Annotated in this window: 17 protein-coding genes; 8 read left to right on the top strand and 9 right to left on the bottom strand. The window is 69.4% G+C overall.

Annotated features, from left to right (window positions below):
- Positions 1 to 3 precede the first annotated feature (3 nt).
- Both UA75_RS23990 and UA75_RS23985 read right to left on the bottom strand, forming a co-directional pair.
- On the bottom strand, positions 4 to 225 hold the full coding sequence (locus tag UA75_RS23990; protein WP_075742194.1) for a hypothetical protein: 222 nt from the start codon (positions 223 to 225) through the stop codon (positions 4 to 6).
- Positions 226 to 404: 179 nt separating this feature from the next.
- Positions 405 to 1,292 carry a siderophore-interacting protein gene (locus UA75_RS23985; protein ID WP_075742193.1) on the bottom strand — a complete coding sequence of 296 codons (888 nt, stop codon included), beginning with the start codon at positions 1,290 to 1,292 and terminating at the stop codon, positions 405 to 407.
- Between the two features lie 226 nt (positions 1,293 to 1,518).
- On the opposite strand from UA75_RS23985, the gene UA75_RS23980 reads away from it, so the two are divergent.
- Complete coding sequence (locus tag UA75_RS23980) at positions 1,519 to 2,361, top strand: TetR/AcrR family transcriptional regulator (RefSeq protein ID WP_075742192.1); 843 nt, start codon at positions 1,519 to 1,521, stop codon at positions 2,359 to 2,361.
- A gap of 126 nt (positions 2,362 to 2,487) precedes the next feature.
- Here UA75_RS23980 and UA75_RS23975 read toward each other — a convergent pair whose 3' ends face one another.
- The 3 genes from UA75_RS23975 to UA75_RS23965 are packed head-to-tail and all read right to left on the bottom strand — an operon-like array spanning position 2,488 to position 3,884.
- Positions 2,488 to 3,057 (bottom strand): dihydrofolate reductase family protein, encoded by a 570-nt coding sequence (locus UA75_RS23975; RefSeq protein ID WP_075742191.1) that lies wholly within the window; start codon positions 3,055 to 3,057, stop codon positions 2,488 to 2,490.
- A gap of 13 nt (positions 3,058 to 3,070) precedes the next feature.
- Positions 3,071 to 3,550, bottom strand: a complete 480-nt coding sequence (locus UA75_RS23970; RefSeq protein WP_075742190.1) for an SRPBCC family protein — start codon at positions 3,548 to 3,550, stop codon at positions 3,071 to 3,073.
- Entirely contained in the window at positions 3,543 to 3,884 is a 342-nt protein-coding gene (locus UA75_RS23965) for an ArsR/SmtB family transcription factor (protein ID WP_075742189.1), read from the bottom strand. Before UA75_RS23965 ends, UA75_RS23970 begins: the two co-directional genes overlap by 8 nt.
- A 362-nt stretch (positions 3,885 to 4,246) precedes the next feature.
- Between UA75_RS23965 and UA75_RS23960 the strand changes: the two genes are divergently transcribed.
- The 5 genes from UA75_RS23960 (at position 4,247) to UA75_RS23940 (ending at position 8,276) form a co-directional block, all read left to right on the top strand.
- A complete protein-coding gene (locus UA75_RS23960) occupies positions 4,247 to 4,687 on the top strand; it encodes a MarR family winged helix-turn-helix transcriptional regulator (RefSeq protein WP_083683535.1) in 441 nt (146 codons plus the stop codon).
- A 351-nt stretch (positions 4,688 to 5,038) separates the two neighbouring features.
- Positions 5,039 to 6,484: an FAD-binding oxidoreductase gene (locus UA75_RS23955; protein WP_075742188.1), complete on the top strand. Its 1,446-nt coding sequence runs from the start codon at positions 5,039 to 5,041 to the stop codon at positions 6,482 to 6,484.
- Between the two features lie 25 nt (positions 6,485 to 6,509).
- Positions 6,510 to 7,331, top strand: coding sequence for an alpha/beta fold hydrolase (locus UA75_RS23950; protein WP_075742187.1), 822 nt, complete (start codon positions 6,510 to 6,512; stop codon positions 7,329 to 7,331).
- On the top strand, positions 7,324 to 7,893 hold the full coding sequence (locus UA75_RS23945; RefSeq protein ID WP_075742186.1) for a TetR-like C-terminal domain-containing protein: 570 nt from the start codon (positions 7,324 to 7,326) through the stop codon (positions 7,891 to 7,893). The genes UA75_RS23950 and UA75_RS23945 overlap by 8 nt, the downstream gene beginning before the upstream one ends.
- Positions 7,890 to 8,276 (top strand): DUF4260 family protein, encoded by a 387-nt coding sequence (locus tag UA75_RS23940; RefSeq protein WP_083683533.1) that lies wholly within the window; start codon positions 7,890 to 7,892, stop codon positions 8,274 to 8,276. Before UA75_RS23945 ends, UA75_RS23940 begins: the two co-directional genes overlap by 4 nt.
- 192 nt (positions 8,277 to 8,468) lie before the next feature.
- On the opposite strand, the gene UA75_RS23935 is transcribed toward UA75_RS23940, so the two are convergent.
- From UA75_RS23935 to UA75_RS35105, 3 genes are all read right to left on the bottom strand, one after another.
- Entirely contained in the window at positions 8,469 to 9,959 is a 1,491-nt protein-coding gene (locus tag UA75_RS23935; RefSeq protein WP_157434405.1) for a hypothetical protein, read from the bottom strand.
- A gap of 171 nt (positions 9,960 to 10,130) precedes the next feature.
- Complete coding sequence (locus UA75_RS23930; RefSeq protein ID WP_198044202.1) at positions 10,131 to 12,086, bottom strand: rhamnogalacturonan lyase; 1,956 nt, start codon at positions 12,084 to 12,086, stop codon at positions 10,131 to 10,133.
- 614 nt (positions 12,087 to 12,700) lie between these two features.
- Positions 12,701 to 13,993, bottom strand: coding sequence for an MSMEG_6728 family protein (locus UA75_RS35105; RefSeq protein ID WP_075742184.1), 1,293 nt, complete (start codon positions 13,991 to 13,993; stop codon positions 12,701 to 12,703).
- A gap of 287 nt (positions 13,994 to 14,280) precedes the next feature.
- Between UA75_RS35105 and UA75_RS23920 the strand changes: the two genes are divergently transcribed.
- A complete protein-coding gene (locus UA75_RS23920; RefSeq protein WP_083684137.1) occupies positions 14,281 to 15,657 on the top strand; it encodes an ATP-grasp domain-containing protein in 1,377 nt (458 codons plus the stop codon).
- Entirely contained in the window at positions 15,657 to 17,705 is a 2,049-nt protein-coding gene (locus tag UA75_RS23915; RefSeq protein WP_075742182.1) for a CocE/NonD family hydrolase, read from the top strand. Before UA75_RS23920 ends, UA75_RS23915 begins: the two co-directional genes overlap by 1 nt.
- Here UA75_RS23915 and UA75_RS23910 read toward each other — a convergent pair.
- The gene (locus UA75_RS23910; protein ID WP_157434404.1) at positions 17,639 to 18,214 is read right to left on the bottom strand and encodes a DUF5957 family protein; all 576 of its coding nucleotides are present in this window, start codon (positions 18,212 to 18,214) and stop codon (positions 17,639 to 17,641) included. The genes UA75_RS23915 and UA75_RS23910 overlap by 67 nt on opposite strands.
- Between the last annotated feature and the right edge of the window lie 8 nt (positions 18,215 to 18,222).

Raw genomic sequence — 18,222 nt, 5'->3', positions numbered from 1 at the left:
AGCTCAGAAGAGCCCGCCCCGATACTTCTTGTGCACTGCCTGCTTGCTGACGCCGAGCGCGGCCGCGATCTCCGCCCACGTCCGCCCGGCGACCCTGGCCCGCCGTACCTCGACGGCCTCCAGCCGTTCCAGCTCCTGCCTGGCCTTCGACGTCGCGGCCAGCGCCTCGATGGGATCGTCCTCACCTGCCTGGCGCAACAGCGACGTGATCCGGTCGAGGTCCATACGGTCAATATATTTTGACGGCCCTGGTCTTGTCGATCGCGCCGGGGGCCTGCGGCCGACCGCAGGCGCGGCCGACCGCCGTGCCGCCCGGTCTCGCCCTCCAGTCCGCTCGGCCACGGGCTCCGCCGTCCCGTGGCCCGCATCGTCGGCGGCGGCGACACCGAAGATTTGGCGGTCGGCTATTCGGGCTTCGGCGTGGCCTGCGCGTCGGCCAGGCGCTCCCGTGCCTCGGCGAGGTCGTCCTCGGTCGGGGCGTCGTCCTGGGTGCGGGCGAGCCGCCAGTGCCCGGTGAACTCGACGGAGTGCCTCGGCAGCCCGCGCTCACCGATGAGGTGCCTGCGTAGTGCGCGCACCTCGCTCGCCTCGCAGGCGAGCCAGGCGAGCAGTCGACCGCTGGGCAGCTCGGCGCCTCGGACGGCGTCGAGCAGCAGCCCGCTGCGTCCCGGTGGGGCCTCGCCCCGGTGCAGCCAGTGCACGGCCACCTCGCCGAGGGTGTCGAACCGCTGTTCCTCGGCCGCGTCGGCGACTTCGAGATACGCGACGGCGCGGCTGCCGCCGGGGAGTGATTCGAGCAGCGATCCGATCGCGGGCAGCGCCGTCTCGTCGCCCGCCAGCAGTACGAAGTCGGCCTCGGCGACGGCCGTGCGCAGCGGGATCGGCCGGGCGAAGTCGGCCGAGGGACCGAACATGGCCAGGGCGTCTCCCGGCCGGGCGGCCTGCGCCCACCGGGTGGCGGGGCCCGCGTGCTCGTGCAGGACGAAGTCGACGTCGACGAGCCGTCGATCGGGGTGGTGCGCGCGGAGCGTGTAGCTGCGCTGCCAGGGCTGTTCGTCCTCGGGGATCGCGGTGAACTCCTGATACCAGCGGTAGAAGTCGCCCTCGGCGCTCGAGTCGGGCAGTCGTGGCACGGTCTGGCCCGGCTTCGGGAAGTAGAGCTTCACCTGTTGATCGGGCTCGTCATAAGCGAGGTCGGCGAGGTCGTCGCCGCCGAAGGTGACACGGGCCGTCCTCGGGGTGATCTGCTGCACGTCGGTGACGTGGATGAATCGGATCGGCAGTGCTGCCACGTGGTGCCTCCAGCGAGGGTTCGGGAGAGGGCGAAACAGTGCAGGAAGCCTGCGGGCGCCGCAGGGCCCGCCGGGCGTGGGTCGTGGCGAGGACGCCTCGGCTGCTCCACCCGATGAACGGGTGCCTGACGCTGCTGGTCGCAGCGAATTCACACGGGCCCGGCTGATAGCTTTAGGCTGTAAGGAGATGTCGGGCGAGATTACTTTATGCCGTAAGGAGATGCAAGTGGTGGTCTTTGCCGGGCAGGGCGACGCGCGACGCTCGATGGCCCTGCTGTGGCGGACCGACGACGAGCCGCCGCCGCGTACCGGTCCGGGGCCGAGACCGGCGCTGAGTGTCGACGCCATCGTGGACGCGGCGATCGTCGTCGCCGACGCGGAGGGGATGACGGCGCTGTCGATGCGCGCGGTCGGGAACCGGCTGGGTCGGACGGCCATGGCGCTCTACACCTACGTGCCCAGCAAGAGCGAGCTGATCGACCTCATGTACGACCGGGTGCTGGCCGGGTTGTTCGTCGGGCCGAGCCCGGCTGCGTCGGAGGTCGGCTGGCGATCGGCGGTCACCGGGTGGGTCGACGACGTCCTCACGTGCTTCGTCCGCCATCCCTGGGTGTTGCAGGTGTCGCAGGCGCGGCCGGTGCTCGGGCCGAACGAGTACCTCGTCCTGGAGACGCTGCTGCGCATCCTCGCCACGACCGGCCTGGGCGCCCGCGAGGTGCAGGCCATCGTGGCGACGCTGTTCCACTTCGTCCGGGGCGCGGCGAAGACGATCGCGGAGGCCCGGCAGGCACCGACAGCGACCGGGGTGACCGACGAGGAGTGGTGGCAGGCTCGATCGACGCTGCTGCCCGAGTTCGCCCCCGACTTCGCGGAGCGCTTCCCCTTCGTCGCCCGGTTCCAGGCCGCGAGTGCGCGTGTGGCGCAGCAGTCCGGATCGGCAGCCCGCCCCCAGGCGGGGGACGAGCCCTACCTGGAGGGCGAGGCGCGCACGAGTGTCGCGGTCGGCCTCGCCGTCCTGCTCGACGGAATCGAGGCGACGATGCGGCGGGCGCGAACCGGCGAGGGTTGAGGAGCGAAAGCGCGTCATGCCACTCGGCCGGACGCGCGAGCGGTGGAGGCGAACCATGACCGCACACGGCGGCGGCCTGCTGTGACGGCCCAGCCTGCTCCCGGCGGAGCCGACTGGGCCGGACGGTCACTGCGGTAGTGCGTACTTGACCACGATCTGTCCGCCGCTGTAGGCGCGGGACTCGACGAGCTCAAGACGCCGCACACCCAGGTCGGGTGTGGTGAAGGTACGGCGCCCGCCTGCCAGGGTCGGCACGATTCGCAGGCGGAGGACGTCGACTTCTCCGGCGTCGAAGAGGCCTGCCGCCAGGGTGAGACTGCCCCACAGCACGATCTCGCCCGAATAGTGGGCCTTCAGCCTTCGGATCGTGGCGACACCATCGCCTCTTTCCACCGTCGCAGGTGCGAAAGCACCCCAGGGCGCCTCGGTGAGACTGTTCGACACGACGTGTTTCGGTCGCGTGTTGAGAATCGAGGCGAGGAGATCCTGGTCTTCGGTGACCTGCGGCCAATGACCGGAGAAGAGACGATAGGTATTCGCACCGAGGACGACTGCCTCGACATCGGCCAGTCGTGCGCGCTGGTCGACGTCGCAGCCGCCGTCGTCCACGGTCGAAGGGACATGATTCATGCCGCCGTCGGCGTCCTGCGCGGAACCGTCGGCCGACACGATCTGCTCGATGATCAGACGTCCCATGACGTCCTCCGTTTCAGCTGTCGTCCGTCGCGTCGGCCTGCTGGGCGGTCACGTGTTCCGCAAGGTTGGTGAGCGCTTCGTCCCAGCCGTCGTGGACGTCGCCGTCGCCTCGGTGCCCGGCGATGCCTCGCAGGTGAAAGGTCATCTCGGTGCGCTGATCCTGGGCAGCGAAAGTCACCGTCGCCACCGGCGACGCCTCGGGGAGGTCATCCGGCTGTGCCCACGTGAACACGAGTCGTTCGAAAGGCACGACTTCGAGGAACACACCGCCGACGGTATGCGCCTCGCCACTGTCGGAATCGACCATCGTGTATCGATAACGCTCGCCCTCGCGCGCGTCGAAAGAGATCGACTCCTGCGGCGTGTGCAAGCCGTTCGGATGGAACCAGTGTGTGAGGTGCGCTGGATCCACCCAGGCCTGCCATACCAGTTCTCGCGGTGCGTCCAGGGTGCGGACGATGGTGAACTCGGGAACGGTCCCGGTGCTATCCATTGTTCTTCTCCTCTTTCATGACGGCCAGGTGCTCATCGAGCAGGGTGAACCGCTCGCCCCATTCGCGTCGATGCCGCTCCACCCATTCCGACGCCGTGTCGAGCTGTTGGCGGCGAAACGTCAGTGTGCGCCACTGAGCACTCGTAGTCCGTTCGACGAGCCCGGCACCCTCGAGCACTTTCAAGTGCTGAGAGATCGCCGGTGCGCTCATCGCAAAGGGTTCGGCGACCTCGCCGACGGTCGCAGGCCCGCGGGACAGGCGCGTCAGTATCTCCCGACGCGTCGGGTCGGCGAGCGCGGCGAAGATCAGGCTCAGTGCATCCTTCGCAGTCAATGAACCCACTCCTTAATTAAGTATCTGTTTAATCGTAGCCTGCGATGCCGGGCTGTCAAGGACCAGGTCGCGGGCATGGCCACGGCCTCTGCCCGTGTCGCCGAGGGCTGCCCGAGGCGCGTGGTTCGGCTGTCCGGGCGCGTCCGATCCGCGTGCAGGCGTCAAGTCGGTCTCGTCGTCCTGCTCGACGGCGATCGAGACGGGGCTCCGGTCAGGCTCGATTCGGCAGCCCCCGAGTCGGCGCCGAAGAGAGCAACATTATCAAGGCGGTTTACTAAAATAACATTAATCTTTTTATCAAGTCGCCTGATTATTTCCTGATATGATGTTCCGAGAAATCGGTGGCGAGGAAGGTCGACGATATGAGCGCACCGGAGGCGAGCGCGGCGCGGCGACCGCCGATGCCGTTGCTGCTCGCCGGCGCGAAGGATCGGACACTTCGACTCCTGCATGAGCGGCTGGCCGAAGAGGGCTTCGGCGAACTGCGGTACAAGCACGGCGAGGTCTTCCGGCTCATCGACGAGGAGGGCTCCAGGCTGACCGATCTCGCCGATCGATCCGGAGTCACCAAGCAGGGCATCGGCGAGACGATCGGCGAGCTCGAGCAGTTCGGTTACGTCGAGCGCGTGCCCGCCCCGGACGACCGGCGCGCGAAGATCATCCGACTCACCGCCCGGGGAAGGCGGGCTCAGCTCGCCGCCGCCCGCATCCTCGGTGAGATCGAGCGGGACTGGGCGGCCCGCTTCGGCGAGGATCGGGTCATCGCGCTGAGGCACGTCCTACAGGAGATCGTCGGCGAGTAAGGCGTGCCCGGCGAGATCGCGGGCGCGCGGTGTCGCGACTGGGTGGCGGTCGTGGCTGTGGTGAAGGCCCGCTGATCGCATCAGGTAATCGGTCGCTCCCCGCGCTCAGCAGGAGTGTTCGGGCCCGAAGATCGGTCGCGGCCCGCTCGCGTGGGTGTCTGTGGAGCTGCGTGATCGTGGTGTGCCCGCGTCGTCGGCGGGGGAGGGCGTCGGCACACCGCCGCCGACGCCCTCCCTGCTCCGACTCGCGTCATCCCTGGACACTCTCTCATTTTAGTCAGGTGGCTTGATGAAAGTAGCCATTTGCTAGTAAAGTGACCTTACTAATAAGTGCTCGGTAGGGGAGAGATCATGAGCAGTGTCAAACCACCCGTCGAGGTCGCAGACATCGACGCCGCCGAGATCGCCGCCCTCGCCGCGCGGGTGAAGGGCCCCGTGCTCACCTCGGCGGATGAGGACTACGACGCGGAACGCACCGGGTACCAGCTGGCCCGCCGACATCGGCCCGACCTGGTGGTGGGCGCGACCGGAGCCGCCGACGTGCAGGCGGCGGTGGCGTTCGCGACCGGCCACGGGCTTCCGATGGCGGTGCAGGGCACCGGGCACGCATCGGCAGGCATCGCGGGCTCGGGCGGCGTGCTGATCAACACCTCCCGGATCGCAGGCGTCCGGGTGAACGCCGAGGCGGGCACCGCCTGGGTGGCAGCGGGGACGCGCTGGGACCAGGTGATCCACGAGGCGGCGCCCGCGGGGCTCGCGCCGCTTTCTGGCTCCTATCCCGGCCTCGGTGTGGTCGGCTACACGCTCGCGGGCGGGCTCAGCCTGCTGTCTCGGCGTTACGGCTACGCCGCCGACCATGTGCGCAGCCTCGACGTCGTCACCTCGGACGGCAGGCTTCGACACGTCACGGTGGACTCCGACCCGGACCTGTTCTGGGCTCTGCGTGGCGGCCGGGACAACTTCGGCGTCGTGATCGGGATCGAGATCGACCTCATGCCGGTCGGCACGCTCTACTGCGGAGGCCTGCAATTCCCGGGAGAACGGGCCGCCGAGGTCCTGGCGGCCTACCTGGACTGGACCGCCACCGTGCCGGACGGACTGAGCTCGTCGATCGCGCAGATGTCCTACCCGGACGCCCCGGTGTTCCCGCCGGAGCTGCGTGGCCGCGAGGCCCTCCACATCCGCATCGCCTACTCGGCAGACGTCCTGGCCGACGCCGATCGGCTGGTGGCGCCGCTGCGGGCGCTCGGCCCGACGGACGACACCCTCCGCGAACTGCCCTACACCGAGGCCGGGTCCATCTACAACGACCCGCCCTTCCCCGGCTCCATCGAGGCGGGGACCGCCCTGCTCGGCGAACTCGACGCCGACGCCGTGCGGGCGATCTGCGCTGAGGTACCGCCACAGACGGTGCTGCCGCACCTCTTCGAGCTACGCCACCTCGGCGGGCGGCTCGCGCACCCGCCTGCGGTGGCAAACGCGGTCGGCCACCGCGACGCACGGTTCCTGTTCAACGTCGTCTCCCGGCGGGAACGCGCTGACATCGCGGAGATCCGCCCCGCGCACCGACGCATCCTCGACGCGGTCGCGCCGTGGCGCACCGGCGGCCGGCTGCTGAACTTCATGAACGGCGAGGACGCAGGCGCCCAGGTGCGCTCGGCGTACGACCCGGCGGACTACCGGCGACTGACCGAGATCAAGGCGGTCTACGACCCGGGGAACACGTTCCGGCTCAATCACAACATCCCGCCCGCAGGCCCGCTCGACCCAGAGGCATCGTCTGGCTATTGCGATTAGTTTTTAAGCTATGTAGAGTAGCCGCATGGTCAGTTCGTCAGACGTGCAGTACCTGGAGCGCCCCGGTCAGGGGCGGTTGGCTTTCGATGTCCATGGGTCGGGGCCGCTGGTCCTCCTCGTTCCCGGAATGGGGGAGCTCCGATCGACCTATCGCTTCCTCGTCCCGGTCCTGGTGGACGCCGGGTACACCGTGGCGACCTGCGATCTGCGCGGCCACGGCGAGAGCGACGCCTCGTTCGCAGGCTACGGCGACGTCGACACGGCGGGAGATGTCGAAGCGCTGCTGCGTGAACTCGGGTCTCCTGCGGTGATCGTGGGGAACTCGATGGCCGCAGGCGCTGCGGTGATCGTCGCCGCTGAGCATCCGGAACTCGTCAGGGGGCTGGTACTGGTCGGTCCGTTCGTGCGTGACCCTGCCGCAGGCTTCGTCAAGAAGCTGCTGTTCCGAGTGCTGATGGCACGCCCGTGGGCCGTGGCCGCGTGGAAGGCCTTTCTGCCCACGCTCTACACCGGAGCCAAGCCCGCCGACTTCGCCGACTACCGGGCGCAGGTGATCGCGAGTATGAAGCGGCCTGCTCATCGGCGTGCGTTCAGCATCACCACGCGCACCGACCACGCAGCGGCGGCGTCGAGTCTCGCTCGGGTGACCGCGCCGTCCCTCGTGGTGATGGGCGAGCGGGACCCGGACTTCCCGAGCCCCGAGGCCGAAGCCGACTGGATTGCTCGAGAGCTGCGCGGGACGGCCGCCGTGATCCCGGACGCCGGGCACTACCCGCACGCACAACAGCCTGCACACACCGCAGACGTCGTCATCCCCTTCCTTGCCGGCTTGGACAGTCGTGCCTAGGGCCGGGCTGGACGCCGCTGCGGTCATCGAGGCGGCGGCGCGGATGCTCGATGACCGCGCACCGGAAGGGCTCAGCCTCGCTGCCCTTGCGGAGCGTCTCGGCGTCAAGCCGCCGTCGTTGTACAAGCACGTCGACGGCATGGCGGGACTCGAACGCGGCATCATGATCCGCGCCAAGTCGGGCCTGGCTCAGGCGATCGGCCAGGCTGCGATCGGACGGTCCGGGACGGAGGCGATCAAGCGGATTGCGCACGCCTACCGACGCTGGGCGCTGGCGCATCCGGGGCAGTACCCGCTCACGGTGCGTCCCCCCGCCCCCGGCGACGAGGCCGATCAGCAGGCGTCCTCCTCGATCGCAGTCGTGATCTTCACCGTCCTGGACGGCTTCGGCATCCGGGACGCCGAGGCCGTCGACGCGACACGTTTCCTCCGCTCGTCCCTGCACGGGTTCGTCGACCTCGAGACCCGTGGCGCGTTCGCGCTGCCGGTCGACCTCGAGCACAGCTACCAACGGCTCGTCGAACACGTCGCGACCTCGCTGTCCGGCTGGAGCAGGTCATGACCCGTGCGGTGACCGCGACCCCGACCCGGCAGCCGCCGGTCCCCTTCGCGCCGCTGGGCCTCGTTCACCGGGTCGAAGGCGGGCTGATCGCGGCGACGGCGGCCGTGTTCTTCGTCCTTGCCGGGTTCGACTGGTGGTGGCTGCCTGCGTTGTTCCTGGTCTTCGACCTGTCGTTCCTCGGGTACGCCGTCAGTAATCGGGTAGGAGCGTTCTCCTACAACCTCGTCCACAATTTCGCCGCACCCGCGATGCTGGTCTCGGTCTACGGAATCCTGATCGTCAACGGCATCCCGGCGGCGCCGCTGATCTTCATCGCAGGATGCTGGTTCTTCCACGTCGGTGCCGACCGCGCCCTGGGCTACGGCCCGCGCCCGTCACGCTGACGAACGCTCCGCCGTCGCCCGCCTCGGTGACCCTCAGGCCCGGCCCCGGTGAACCAGGTGTCCGGCGTCCTAGGCGGGGCGGGCGAAAGGAAGGCGTGGCCGTTGCGGGGCGAGGCGGGAGGACGGCAGGCGCATGGGCGAGGACCAAGGAACCGGTCTTCGTCACTCGGCTCCTGAATGCTGCGGCGTCTCCTACCCGTTTCGCGGCATGAATGCGCGCATCAGATCCGCACTCGGACTGCCGTCGGCATTCCGGCCCTTCTCGATCACCGCCAGGTTGTGGTAGACGTGCAGTGCCGTCACTTCTTGATCGGTCGGCACGGCGGTGCGGGAGTCCCCGAGAAACTCCTCGTGATGCAGCCCGTCGATGAACTGCTTGAGAAAGCCGAATGCGTGATCGGGCCGGGTGAGATCGTCCTCGCTGCCGCCGAACACGGGGGCCCACAACGCGGCCTGCAGATCCTCGATGAAGTACAGGCCGTCCTGCCGCAGCGAGGGGAACAGCGCCTGGAACGACGCGATGATGTGTGCACTCACGTGGCTGCCGTCATCGATGATGACGTCCGGCCGTCCGATCTCGTCGATGACGGCCAGCAGCGAGTCCCGATCGGACTGGTCCGCCTGGAAGATCGAGATCCGAGGCTCGGCCAGCGCGCGCTTGTCCACGATGTCCAGGCCGCACACGACGGCCCTGGGGAAGTAGTGCTTCCACATCCGCAGCGACTCGCCGCCGCTCTGAGGGTCGTCATAGCCGCCGACGCCGATCTCCAGGATCGTGAGTCGCCGGTCCCGCAACGGTCCGAGGTGCTGCTCGTAGCGAGGCGTGTACCGATGCGCAGCCCCCCACTTGTCGGTGCCGTAATAGACCGCGAGCCTGCCGAGATTCTCCTGGTCGCGGCGGTCGAGCACGTCGAGGATTCGCTGGGGTGACCCCGCCCACCGGCCCGGCAGCGGCTTCTTCGCCCACGCTCGCTGCGCCAGCTCGGTGCCTGGCCAGCACACGGTGCGGGTGTCGGCCGAGACCGATTCACGCGGGCCGTAGAGAGCGAGGATCGTCTCGGCCGCGTCCTGGGTGATGACCACGGCGGGCAGGTCGCCACCTCTGGGCTCCGCCTGCACGGTGAACTCCGCCTTGTGGCCCGCGTGGACGAGGATCAGCGTGGTGGCCGCGTGACCATGACCGGCGACCTCGTCGATGCGCGCCCGGAACAGGATCTCCTGGAACAGCAGATCCGCGACGGATTCGAACCCGATGGCGGAAATCGTCGCCGCCACGATATCGGCCGAGCGGGTCTCGGCGGCATCGAGCAGTGTGTCGATCCGATTCATTCGAGCGCCCTCTCGGCCCGGCAGCAGCAGAAGAACAGATTCGGCAGCATACAGACTGGCGGGTCGCCGGGAAAAAGCGGTCGATCGCACCGGCGATGCCGAGAAATAGGTGAAATTTCGCATTCTTTGGGGATCGGTTCGACACCGTTGCAATTCTCGGCTTGATCTCCCGGCGGACCACGCCGATATCTCGGCAGATCCGCCCCTCGCACCTGCATCCTCGACGCGGTCACGCCGTGGTGCACCGGCCGCATGCCGCTGAAGCTTCGCGACCGGCGAGGACGCGGCGCCGAGGTGCACTCGGCGTACGCCCAGCAGGACAACCGGCGACTGACCGAGATCAAGGCAGGCCATGCTCCGGGGGACGCCTGCCGTACTCCCGGAGACCGACGATCACGGAGCCGGGCCGCCCCGTCATTCCCGCCTGCCTGCCGTGGAGACGGACGGCGACCATCCGGGTATCGATCAAGCGAGCCCGAACGGGGCGGAGCAGTCCGTGCGACCGCTCCGCCCCGGCTCCGCAGCTCAGGGGTAGTAGATCTTCGGCTGCTTCGGGCGCTCCATGCCGTAGCCCAGGAAGTAGCTCGTGTGCGGCGGCTGGTTGTAGGCGACGTTCTGCCATGCGATGCCGAGGCGGTAGACCGGGTCGTGCATCAGCGTGGTCAACCGGTGCTCGGTCGGATACGGGGTCGCGAAGATCCGCAGCGCCGTGCTGTCGGTGGTCGGCCAGATCACCTCTTCCCGCCAGTCGCCGAGGATGTCGGCCTGGAGCGTCGGATTGCCCTTGGTGTCGTTGTTCGACCGCGTGCCCGTCGGCATCAGCAGGTTCGTCGTCGTCTCCGTCGCCGGGTCCCACTTGTCGATCCGGCCGACTCCCGTGCGGCCTTCCTCGGTGAAGTCGTGGTCGAGGATTTCCCGGCCGAGGTCGCCGTCCCACCACACCGCCGCGTTGGCCGCCGGGATGGTTTGGGAGATCAGCTCGCCGGCTGCGCTGTGCAGCCAGCCGGTGGTGCTGTTCCACTCGCCGTCGATCGCCCAGCTCTCCGCGCCGGGATGCCGAGGATCGATGTCGGCGGCGAGCCCCCGGCCGGTGTCCCGACCGGTGTGGACGCCCCAGATCGCCTCGCCGGAGCCCGCGTCGCGGAACTCGACGCCGAGCGGGGAACTGGCGCTCTCGTGCACGGAGAACACCTCGAGGCCCGGACGGTGCGGATCGAGGTCGCCGAGGTGCATCGCGTCCCCGTGGCCGAGGCGGGTCGTGTAGAGCCCCGTGCCGTCGTCGTCGACGGCCATCGCGCCGAAGACGATCTCGTCGCGGCCGTCGCCGTCGACGTCGCCGACCGAGAGATTGTGATTGCCCTGCTGGGCGTAGCCCTCATTGCCCGGTGTGTCGCTGTCGAAGGTCCAGCGCTCGGTCAGCTCGCCGTCCCGCCAGTCGTAGGCGACGAGCATGGTCTTCTCGTAGTAGCCGCGCGAGAAGATCACGCTGGGGCGCACCCCGTCCAGATAGGCCACCGCCGCGAGAAAGCGGTCACCGCGATTGCCGTAGCAGTCGCCCCACTGGCAGATGTCGCCGCGAGCAGGCGAGAAGTCGGTGGTGGCCAGTTCGGTCCCGGTGGACCCGTCGAACACGGTCAGGTACTCCGGCCCGGTCAGCACATAGCCGTTCTCGGTGCGGTGGTCGGCCTCGGCGTCGCCGACGACCGTCCCCGCCGCGTCGACCGAACCGTCACCGGTCTTCACCACGACTTCGGACCTGCCGTCGCCGTCCAGGTCATACACCATGAGCTGGGTGTAGTGGGCGCCCGCGCGGATGTTCGGACCCAGCCCGATCCGCCACAGGTTCTCGCCGGTCAGGGTGTAGGCGTCGAGGAACACCTCGCCGGTGTGACCGGCCTGGGAGTTGTCCTTGGAGTTCGTGGGGTCCCACTTCAGGACGATCTCGTAGCTGCCGTCGCCGTCGAGGTCGCCGATGCTCGCGTCGTTGGCCCGGTACTCGTAGGCCACCCCGTCGGGGGTGGTCCCGCCCTCGGGGCGGTTCAGCGGCACGTCCAGGTGTGCCTGCTCCCACGGCGTCGTCGTCTCGGCGTGCCGGGGGCCGCCGTGCGCCCCTCTCGGCACGAGGCGGTACTCCGAGGTGGTGGTGCCCTCGGCGTCCAGCAGGTTCGTGCGATCACGGATCGGACCGCGGTTGAGCTTGCGGCCGTCGCGGTAGACGTCGAAGCCGAGGTCGGCACGATCGGTGCCCAGCAGCCGCCAGCTCACCAGCACGCCGTCGTCGGTCGGCACGGCGAGGAGGCCTCGATCCAGTCGTTCCGCCTGCCTGCGGTGCTTCGCCGTCGTCGATGGTGCGGATTCCGCAGTGACCGTCGGCTCCGCAGTGACCGTCGGCTCCGCCGAGGCGACGCCGAGCCCGCCGATCGGCACGACGAGGGCGATGCCGAGACCGAGCGTCAGGGCGGTTCTTCGTGCGCGCCGCATGAAGGGCTCCTTTGTCCGGAGAAGGCACGTCCGGCGTCGGCCGTCCGACGCTGCGACGCGCGGTGAGGCGTCTGCAACCCTGGCAGGGCCGCACAGGACGTGTCACCGTCGGCGGCCGCTTCCGGCCGGCACCGGTCGGGCCTGCGCCGGTCGGGCAGCGAGCGGGTGCGCGGGGAACCGGCTGCGGGGGAGACCGACGCCGAGACGCAGCGCTCGCCGCCCCGGCTCGTCACTCGGCGTCCGTCCTTACCGGACTCTCGGCGATCCCGGCGCGCACGACAGCCGCGCATCGACGGCGATGCGGCTCGACGCGCAGGGTTCATGACAGTTGTCATAGGGATTGGTGACAACTGTCATGGCGAACTCGTGACAGTTGGCACTGCCTGCGGCGTTGGTCGTCCGAAATGATCTGCGGCATGACCTCGCATCCTGTCCCGTCGCAGTCGCCTTCACCGCCGTCGTCTCCGCCACAGATGTTTATGCCGCCCGCCGCGTCGCTTCTGCCGTCGGGCCGGTTACGGCATCGGTGAGCGGGCAGCTCCGGGACGTCCGCCCGCCGTCGCGTCGGCCCAGCCATCCGTGTCCGCCGGCCGTCGTGTCCGCCCGCCGTCGCGTCAGTCGGTGGGCGCGGGACGGAGTCGGAGCACCGGGAGGTCGACGGGCAGACGGCCCGCCGTCGACGGTCTCGCGTCGTCGCGGTGGGCTGTGGTCCGCTGGGCGGGGGAGGGTGCCGGGCCTCGGTGGCCGGGTTCGCGGGTGCCGAGCGGCCGATGATCATCGACCGAGGTGAGGAGGCGGAGAGGGCCGGGGCCGCTGGTGTCGTGGACGGGGCCGAGGGGACTGGCCGCGCCGCCGTGCTCGGTCCGTCGGTGAACCCGAGGTCGCGTGTCGGCGGTGCGGCGCGGCCCCCGATGCTGCTCGGCCGCCGGTGGCAGGCCGCCCGTGGCCGGATGCGGCGGATCGGCCAGCACGATGAGTCCGACGTCCGGCGGCACCGGGCCGATCAGCGAGGCGGTCGTCTCGACGGGGGTCAGCTCGCCGGGCGCCGGCTCGGCCTGCGGATGCCACGAGGGCAGGGAGTGGAAGAGGAACTCGACCTGTTCCCGCCACTCGGCGGCCTCGGCGGCCTGCTCGACCGCGCCGGGCTGCCGTCCGATCCGGGCGGGGGAGGGTGTGGTGGAGCCGCCTGCCAGCGTGCGGCGCGGTCGGATCGCGGGCACCACCGAGTCCGGCTCGCCGGTCTGCCTGGCCAGCCACAGCGTCCGGCCCGCCGTGCGCAGTCCGGCGTACAGCGCGAGCAGGTCGCAGGCCTCGGGAGAACCGACGAACTCCGCATCCCGACCCGCGCCGAGCCGGGCGACGATCCAGTCCGTCTCCAACGGCAGCACGGGCTCGTCGAGCAGGACCGCGGCCTCACGGCGGGTCGCTCCGTCGGCGTGGCGCCGCCGCAGCGGCCAGTGCGGGAACAGCGGGCGCGGCCACACATAGGGCAGTCCGGTCTGCGCGTCCGGGAACACCGGGCGGTAGTGCTCCGGGTCCTTGCCGACCAGCGCGGAGCGATGGGAGACGTGCAGCGCGGGCATGCCGAGCCAGGGCGGCAGCATCCCGAACTCGGCCAGCGCCCACTGCTCGTCGCGAACGCCGCCGGTGAACTTCAACAGCTGAGGAAGGACGGTGTCCTGACCGCCGAGAGACCGCCAGTGCTCACAGATCGTGACGCCATAGCAGACCAGCGCCCTGGTGAAACCACGCCACATCCCGACCGCCGGATGGTTCTTCCAGCCGTAGTCCGGCCAGGTCAGGGCACGCAGGATCTGTAGCACCTCGACCCGTTGCCTGCCGAGCCGTCGCGTGTCCAGCACGGCGGCGCAGTCGTCGAAGTCCACGCACGGCAGGAAGGTCTGCACGGCGGCGGGATTCCCTGCTTAGGCCCGCTCCACGCCCGGCAGGGGTATTGCGCTGCGTTCGACCTGGTCACGTCGCTGTTCGGCAGGTGAGTCGGTCGCGGGCCAGCGCGGTGGACCTGGTGGCCGGTCGAGGCCGTCCTCCCGGTCGGGTGACGACGGCCCGCACGCCTGCGCCCTGATCGGCGCCGAGGAGGAAACTCGCGGCGGAACACGGCCGGCAGGTTTAGCCACCGCATCGGGTGAGGACTCTCCAGGGAGCGAACCCTGAGAGGCAGGTGCCTGCGGACATGTTGAACATCTTCGTCATCGGACTCGACGAGCCCAACCACGACGTACTTCGCTGCGTCCCGTCCGCCGAGCGATACCGGTTTCACCCGTTGCTGAGCATCGCGGAGCTGCAACACGGCGAGATTCCCATCGCCGACCTGCTCGCGGAGGCCGAGCGCAGGCTCACCGACTTCGACGGCTCGATCGACGCGATCGTCGGATTCTGGGACTTTCCCGTCAGCACCATGGTCCCCATCCTGGCCAGGCGTTTCGGCACCAGGGGTGCCGACCTCACCTCCGTACTCAAGTGTGAGCACAAGTACTGGAGCAGGCTCGAGCAGCAGAAGGTCATTGACGAGCATCCTCGCTTCGCCCTCGTCTCTCCTGCGGACGATCGTCCGCCCGCCGAACTGCGGTACCCGATGTGGTTGAAGCCGGTGAAGTCCTTCTCCTCCGAGCTCGCGTTCAAGGTCGAGGACGACGCGGAGTTCCGGACGGCCGTCGACCAGATCGCCAAGGGCATCGGGCGAGTGGGCGGGCCTTTCGAGCACGTCCTCGCGCAGGTGACGCTGCCGCCGGAGATCGCGGCGGTGGGCGGCCAGGCGATCCTGGCCGAGGAGGCGCTGCGCGGGGTGCAGGTGGCGGTGGAGGGCTACGGGTGGGACGGGAAGGTCGAGGTCTACGGGACGCTGGACTCCGTCGACTATCCCGACAGCTCGTGCTTCCTGCGGCACCAGTACCCGTCGCAGCTGCCGGACTCGGTGCAGCGACGGCTGGCGGACGTCTCCACGCGGGTGATCGAGCACATCGGCCTGACCGGCGCCACCTTCAGCATCGAGTACTTCTACGACCCCGAGACCGACGAGATCGGGCTTCTGGAGATCAACAGTCGACATTCGCAGTCGCACGCCGAGCTGTTCGCCCACGTGGACGGGGTGCCCAACCATCACTGCATGCTGGCGCTGGCCCTCGGTGAGGACCCGGCCCTGCCGCATCGACTCGGCGAACACGGCATCGCCGCGAGGTGGTACCACCGCAGATTCGCGGACGGGGTGCTTCGCCGATGCCCCACCCGGGACGAACTGGACCGCATCGAACGCGAGATCCCCGGCGTCGTGGTGTATCCGACGGCCATGGAGGGCGGTCGCCTCTCCGAACAGATCGGGCAGGACAGCTACAGCTTCACGCTGGCCGAGGTCTTCGTCGGCGCCCGGGACGAGGCGGAGCTGATCGACAAGTACGAGCGCTGTGTCGCGGCGCTGACCTTCGAGTTCGAGGACGAGGCCGTTGAGACGGCCCGGATTCAGGGGACCGACGGGGTCTGCACGACCGACGTGGTCCACGTGACGGAGCAGGTCCGAGCGGCAGGCCGGGCCGAAGAGAAGGATGAACGCTGATGCGGACGGTGACCTCACTACCGGCCACGGTCATGACCGATGACCACGTCTGGATTCCAATGTCCGACGGGACGCGGCTCTCGGGCCGAGTCTGGCGGCCGACGTCCTCGGACGGCAGGCCGGTCCCCGCGATCCTGGAATATATCCCGTATCGCCATCGCGACCTGACGGCGTTGCGCGACTCGATCAACCATCCCTACATCGCAGGCCACGGCTACGCCTGCGTCCGGGTCGACATCCGAGGCACCGGCGACTCCGACGGCGTGCTCGTGGACGAGTACCTGGAACAGGAGCAGATCGACGCCGAGGACGTGCTCGCCTGGCTGGCAGCACAGCCGTGGTGCGACGGACAGACCGGGATGATGGGCATCTCCTGGGGCGGGTTCGCGGCCCTCCAGGTCGCCGCGAGGCGGCCGCCCAGCCTCCGCGCGGTGGTCATCGCCAGCTTCACCGACGACCGCTACGGCGACGACATGCACTACATGGGCGGATGCATGCTCTCGGACAACCTCGCCGAGTCCTCGACGATGTTCGCCTACGCCACCTGTCCACCCGACCCGGCCGTGGTGGGCGACCGCTGGCGGGACATGTGGCACGAACGCATGGACAGCAGCGGCCCGTGGGTCGCGCAGTGGTTGGAGCACCAACGCCGGGACGACTACTGGCGGCATGCGTCGATCTGTGGCGACTATCAGGCCGTGGAATGTCCGGTGTTCGCGGTGTGCGGCTGGGCGGACGGCTACTCCGATGCGGTGTTCCGGCTGCTGGAGAACCTCGACGTGCCACGCAAGGGGCTCATCGGTCCCTGGTCGCACAAGTATCCGCACCTGGGCGAGCCGGGACCGGCCATCGGATTTCTTCAGGAGGTGGTGTGCTGGTGGGACCACTGGATGAAGACCGACGCCTCGCGGGATGACGAACTCGACTGCGTCTCCATGCCCGGCGAGCCGATGCTGCGGACCTGGATGCAGGACAGCGTGCCGCCGTCGACGTCCTATGAGGAGCGCCCCGGCCGGTGGGTCGGCGAACCGTCGTGGCCCTCGCCGCACATCCGGCAGGAGCGGTACCTGCTGGCGCCCCATCGCATCCTCCCGGTGGACGAGGAGGCCGAGGAGCACGAGCTGACGGTGCAGTCACCGTTGTCGGTCGGCCAGTTCGCAGGCAAGTGGTGCTCCTACAACGCGCCGCCCGACCTGCCCTACGACCAGCGGGAGGAGGACGGCGGTTCGCTGGTGTTCGACAGCGAGATCCTCGAGGAGTCGTGCGAGATACTCGGCGCCCCGGTCGCGGAGCTGGACGTCACGGCGACGCAGCCGGTGGCCATGATCGCGGCCCGACTCTCGGACGTGGCTCCGGACGGCAGCGCCACGCGCGTCACCTACGGGCTGCTCAACCTGACGCACCGCGACGGCCACGACGAGCCGACGCCGATGGAGCCGGGCAGACGCTACCGGGTGTCCGTGTCGCTCAACGGTGTCGCGCAGTCGTTCCCGCCGGGACACCGCATCCGCCTCTCGCTGTCCACCTCGTACTGGCCGCTGGCCTGGCCGCCGCCTCGGCCCGCGCTGCTTCGCCTGCACACCGGGTCAAGCGGGCTGCTGCTGCCGGTGCGGCCGATCACCGAGCCGGACGGCGTCTCGCTGCGGCCCTTCGACCCGCCGGAGGGCGCCCCGCCGATCGCCACCACGAGTCTGCGACCGCCGGATCAGCGATGGACCGTCTCGCGAGACCTCGTCACCTATCGCTCCGCGCTGGAGGTGCTGAAGGACATCGGGCTGGTTCATTTCGAGGGAGTCGATCTCGACGTGGGCCGTCGTGCCTTCGAGCGCTACGGCTGGATCGCCGACGACTTCTCCTCGGTGCGCGGCGAGACGGAATGGGTCATGGAGTTCAGTCGGGGCGACTGGCGGGTGAAGATCGTCACGCGCACGATCCTCACCTGCACGCCGGACGACTTCCTGCTGCACGCCAGGCTCGACGGCTATGAGGGCGACGAGCGGGTCTTCTCGCGGAACTGGCAGCACGTGGTGCCTCGCGACCTCGTCTGAGTCTCCCCAGGCGGCGGGCCCGCCGCCTGGGGACAGCCGGGCAGCAGGCAGCTCGGAAGATCGCACGCCGGGATCAGCTGCGTCGTCGTCGACTCCGCCGGTCGAGGTGCGGGCACGGCCTGGCGGGCGCGACCGGCGTTCGTGCTCGGCAGGAGGAAGCCGTCGCGGTCGGCGGGGCCGCCGACGGGGCCGAGAACGGGGCCGCCGCCGAGGCCCTCGTGCGGGACGCCTGTGTCGGACCGGGGCTCGGTCGCGTAGCCGCCTGGCGTCGACTCGCGGACCCGGACCTCCGGTGCCCGGTCGAGTTCGGCGCGCGTGCGCAGGTACAGGACGGCCGTGCCGGTCGCCGCCCCCACCGGGGCCAGGGTCAGCGGCAGGAATCGAAGGACGTACGGATCGATCGCCGCGCCGGTGGCCGAGCGCACCGCGAGGTCGACGACCTCGGCCAGCAGCAGGCCGACGAGGAAGCCGAGAAACAGACCGATCAGGACGGTCAGGGCCGTTCTCACGCGCGTGC

Origin of the sequence: Actinoalloteichus sp. GBA129-24, assembly GCF_001941645.1 — a bacterium.
Classification (GTDB): domain Bacteria; phylum Actinomycetota; class Actinomycetes; order Mycobacteriales; family Pseudonocardiaceae; genus Actinoalloteichus_A; species Actinoalloteichus_A fjordicus.
The sequence above is the reverse complement of the archived record's forward strand: the minus strand, read 5'-3'. Positions and strand labels throughout refer to the sequence as shown.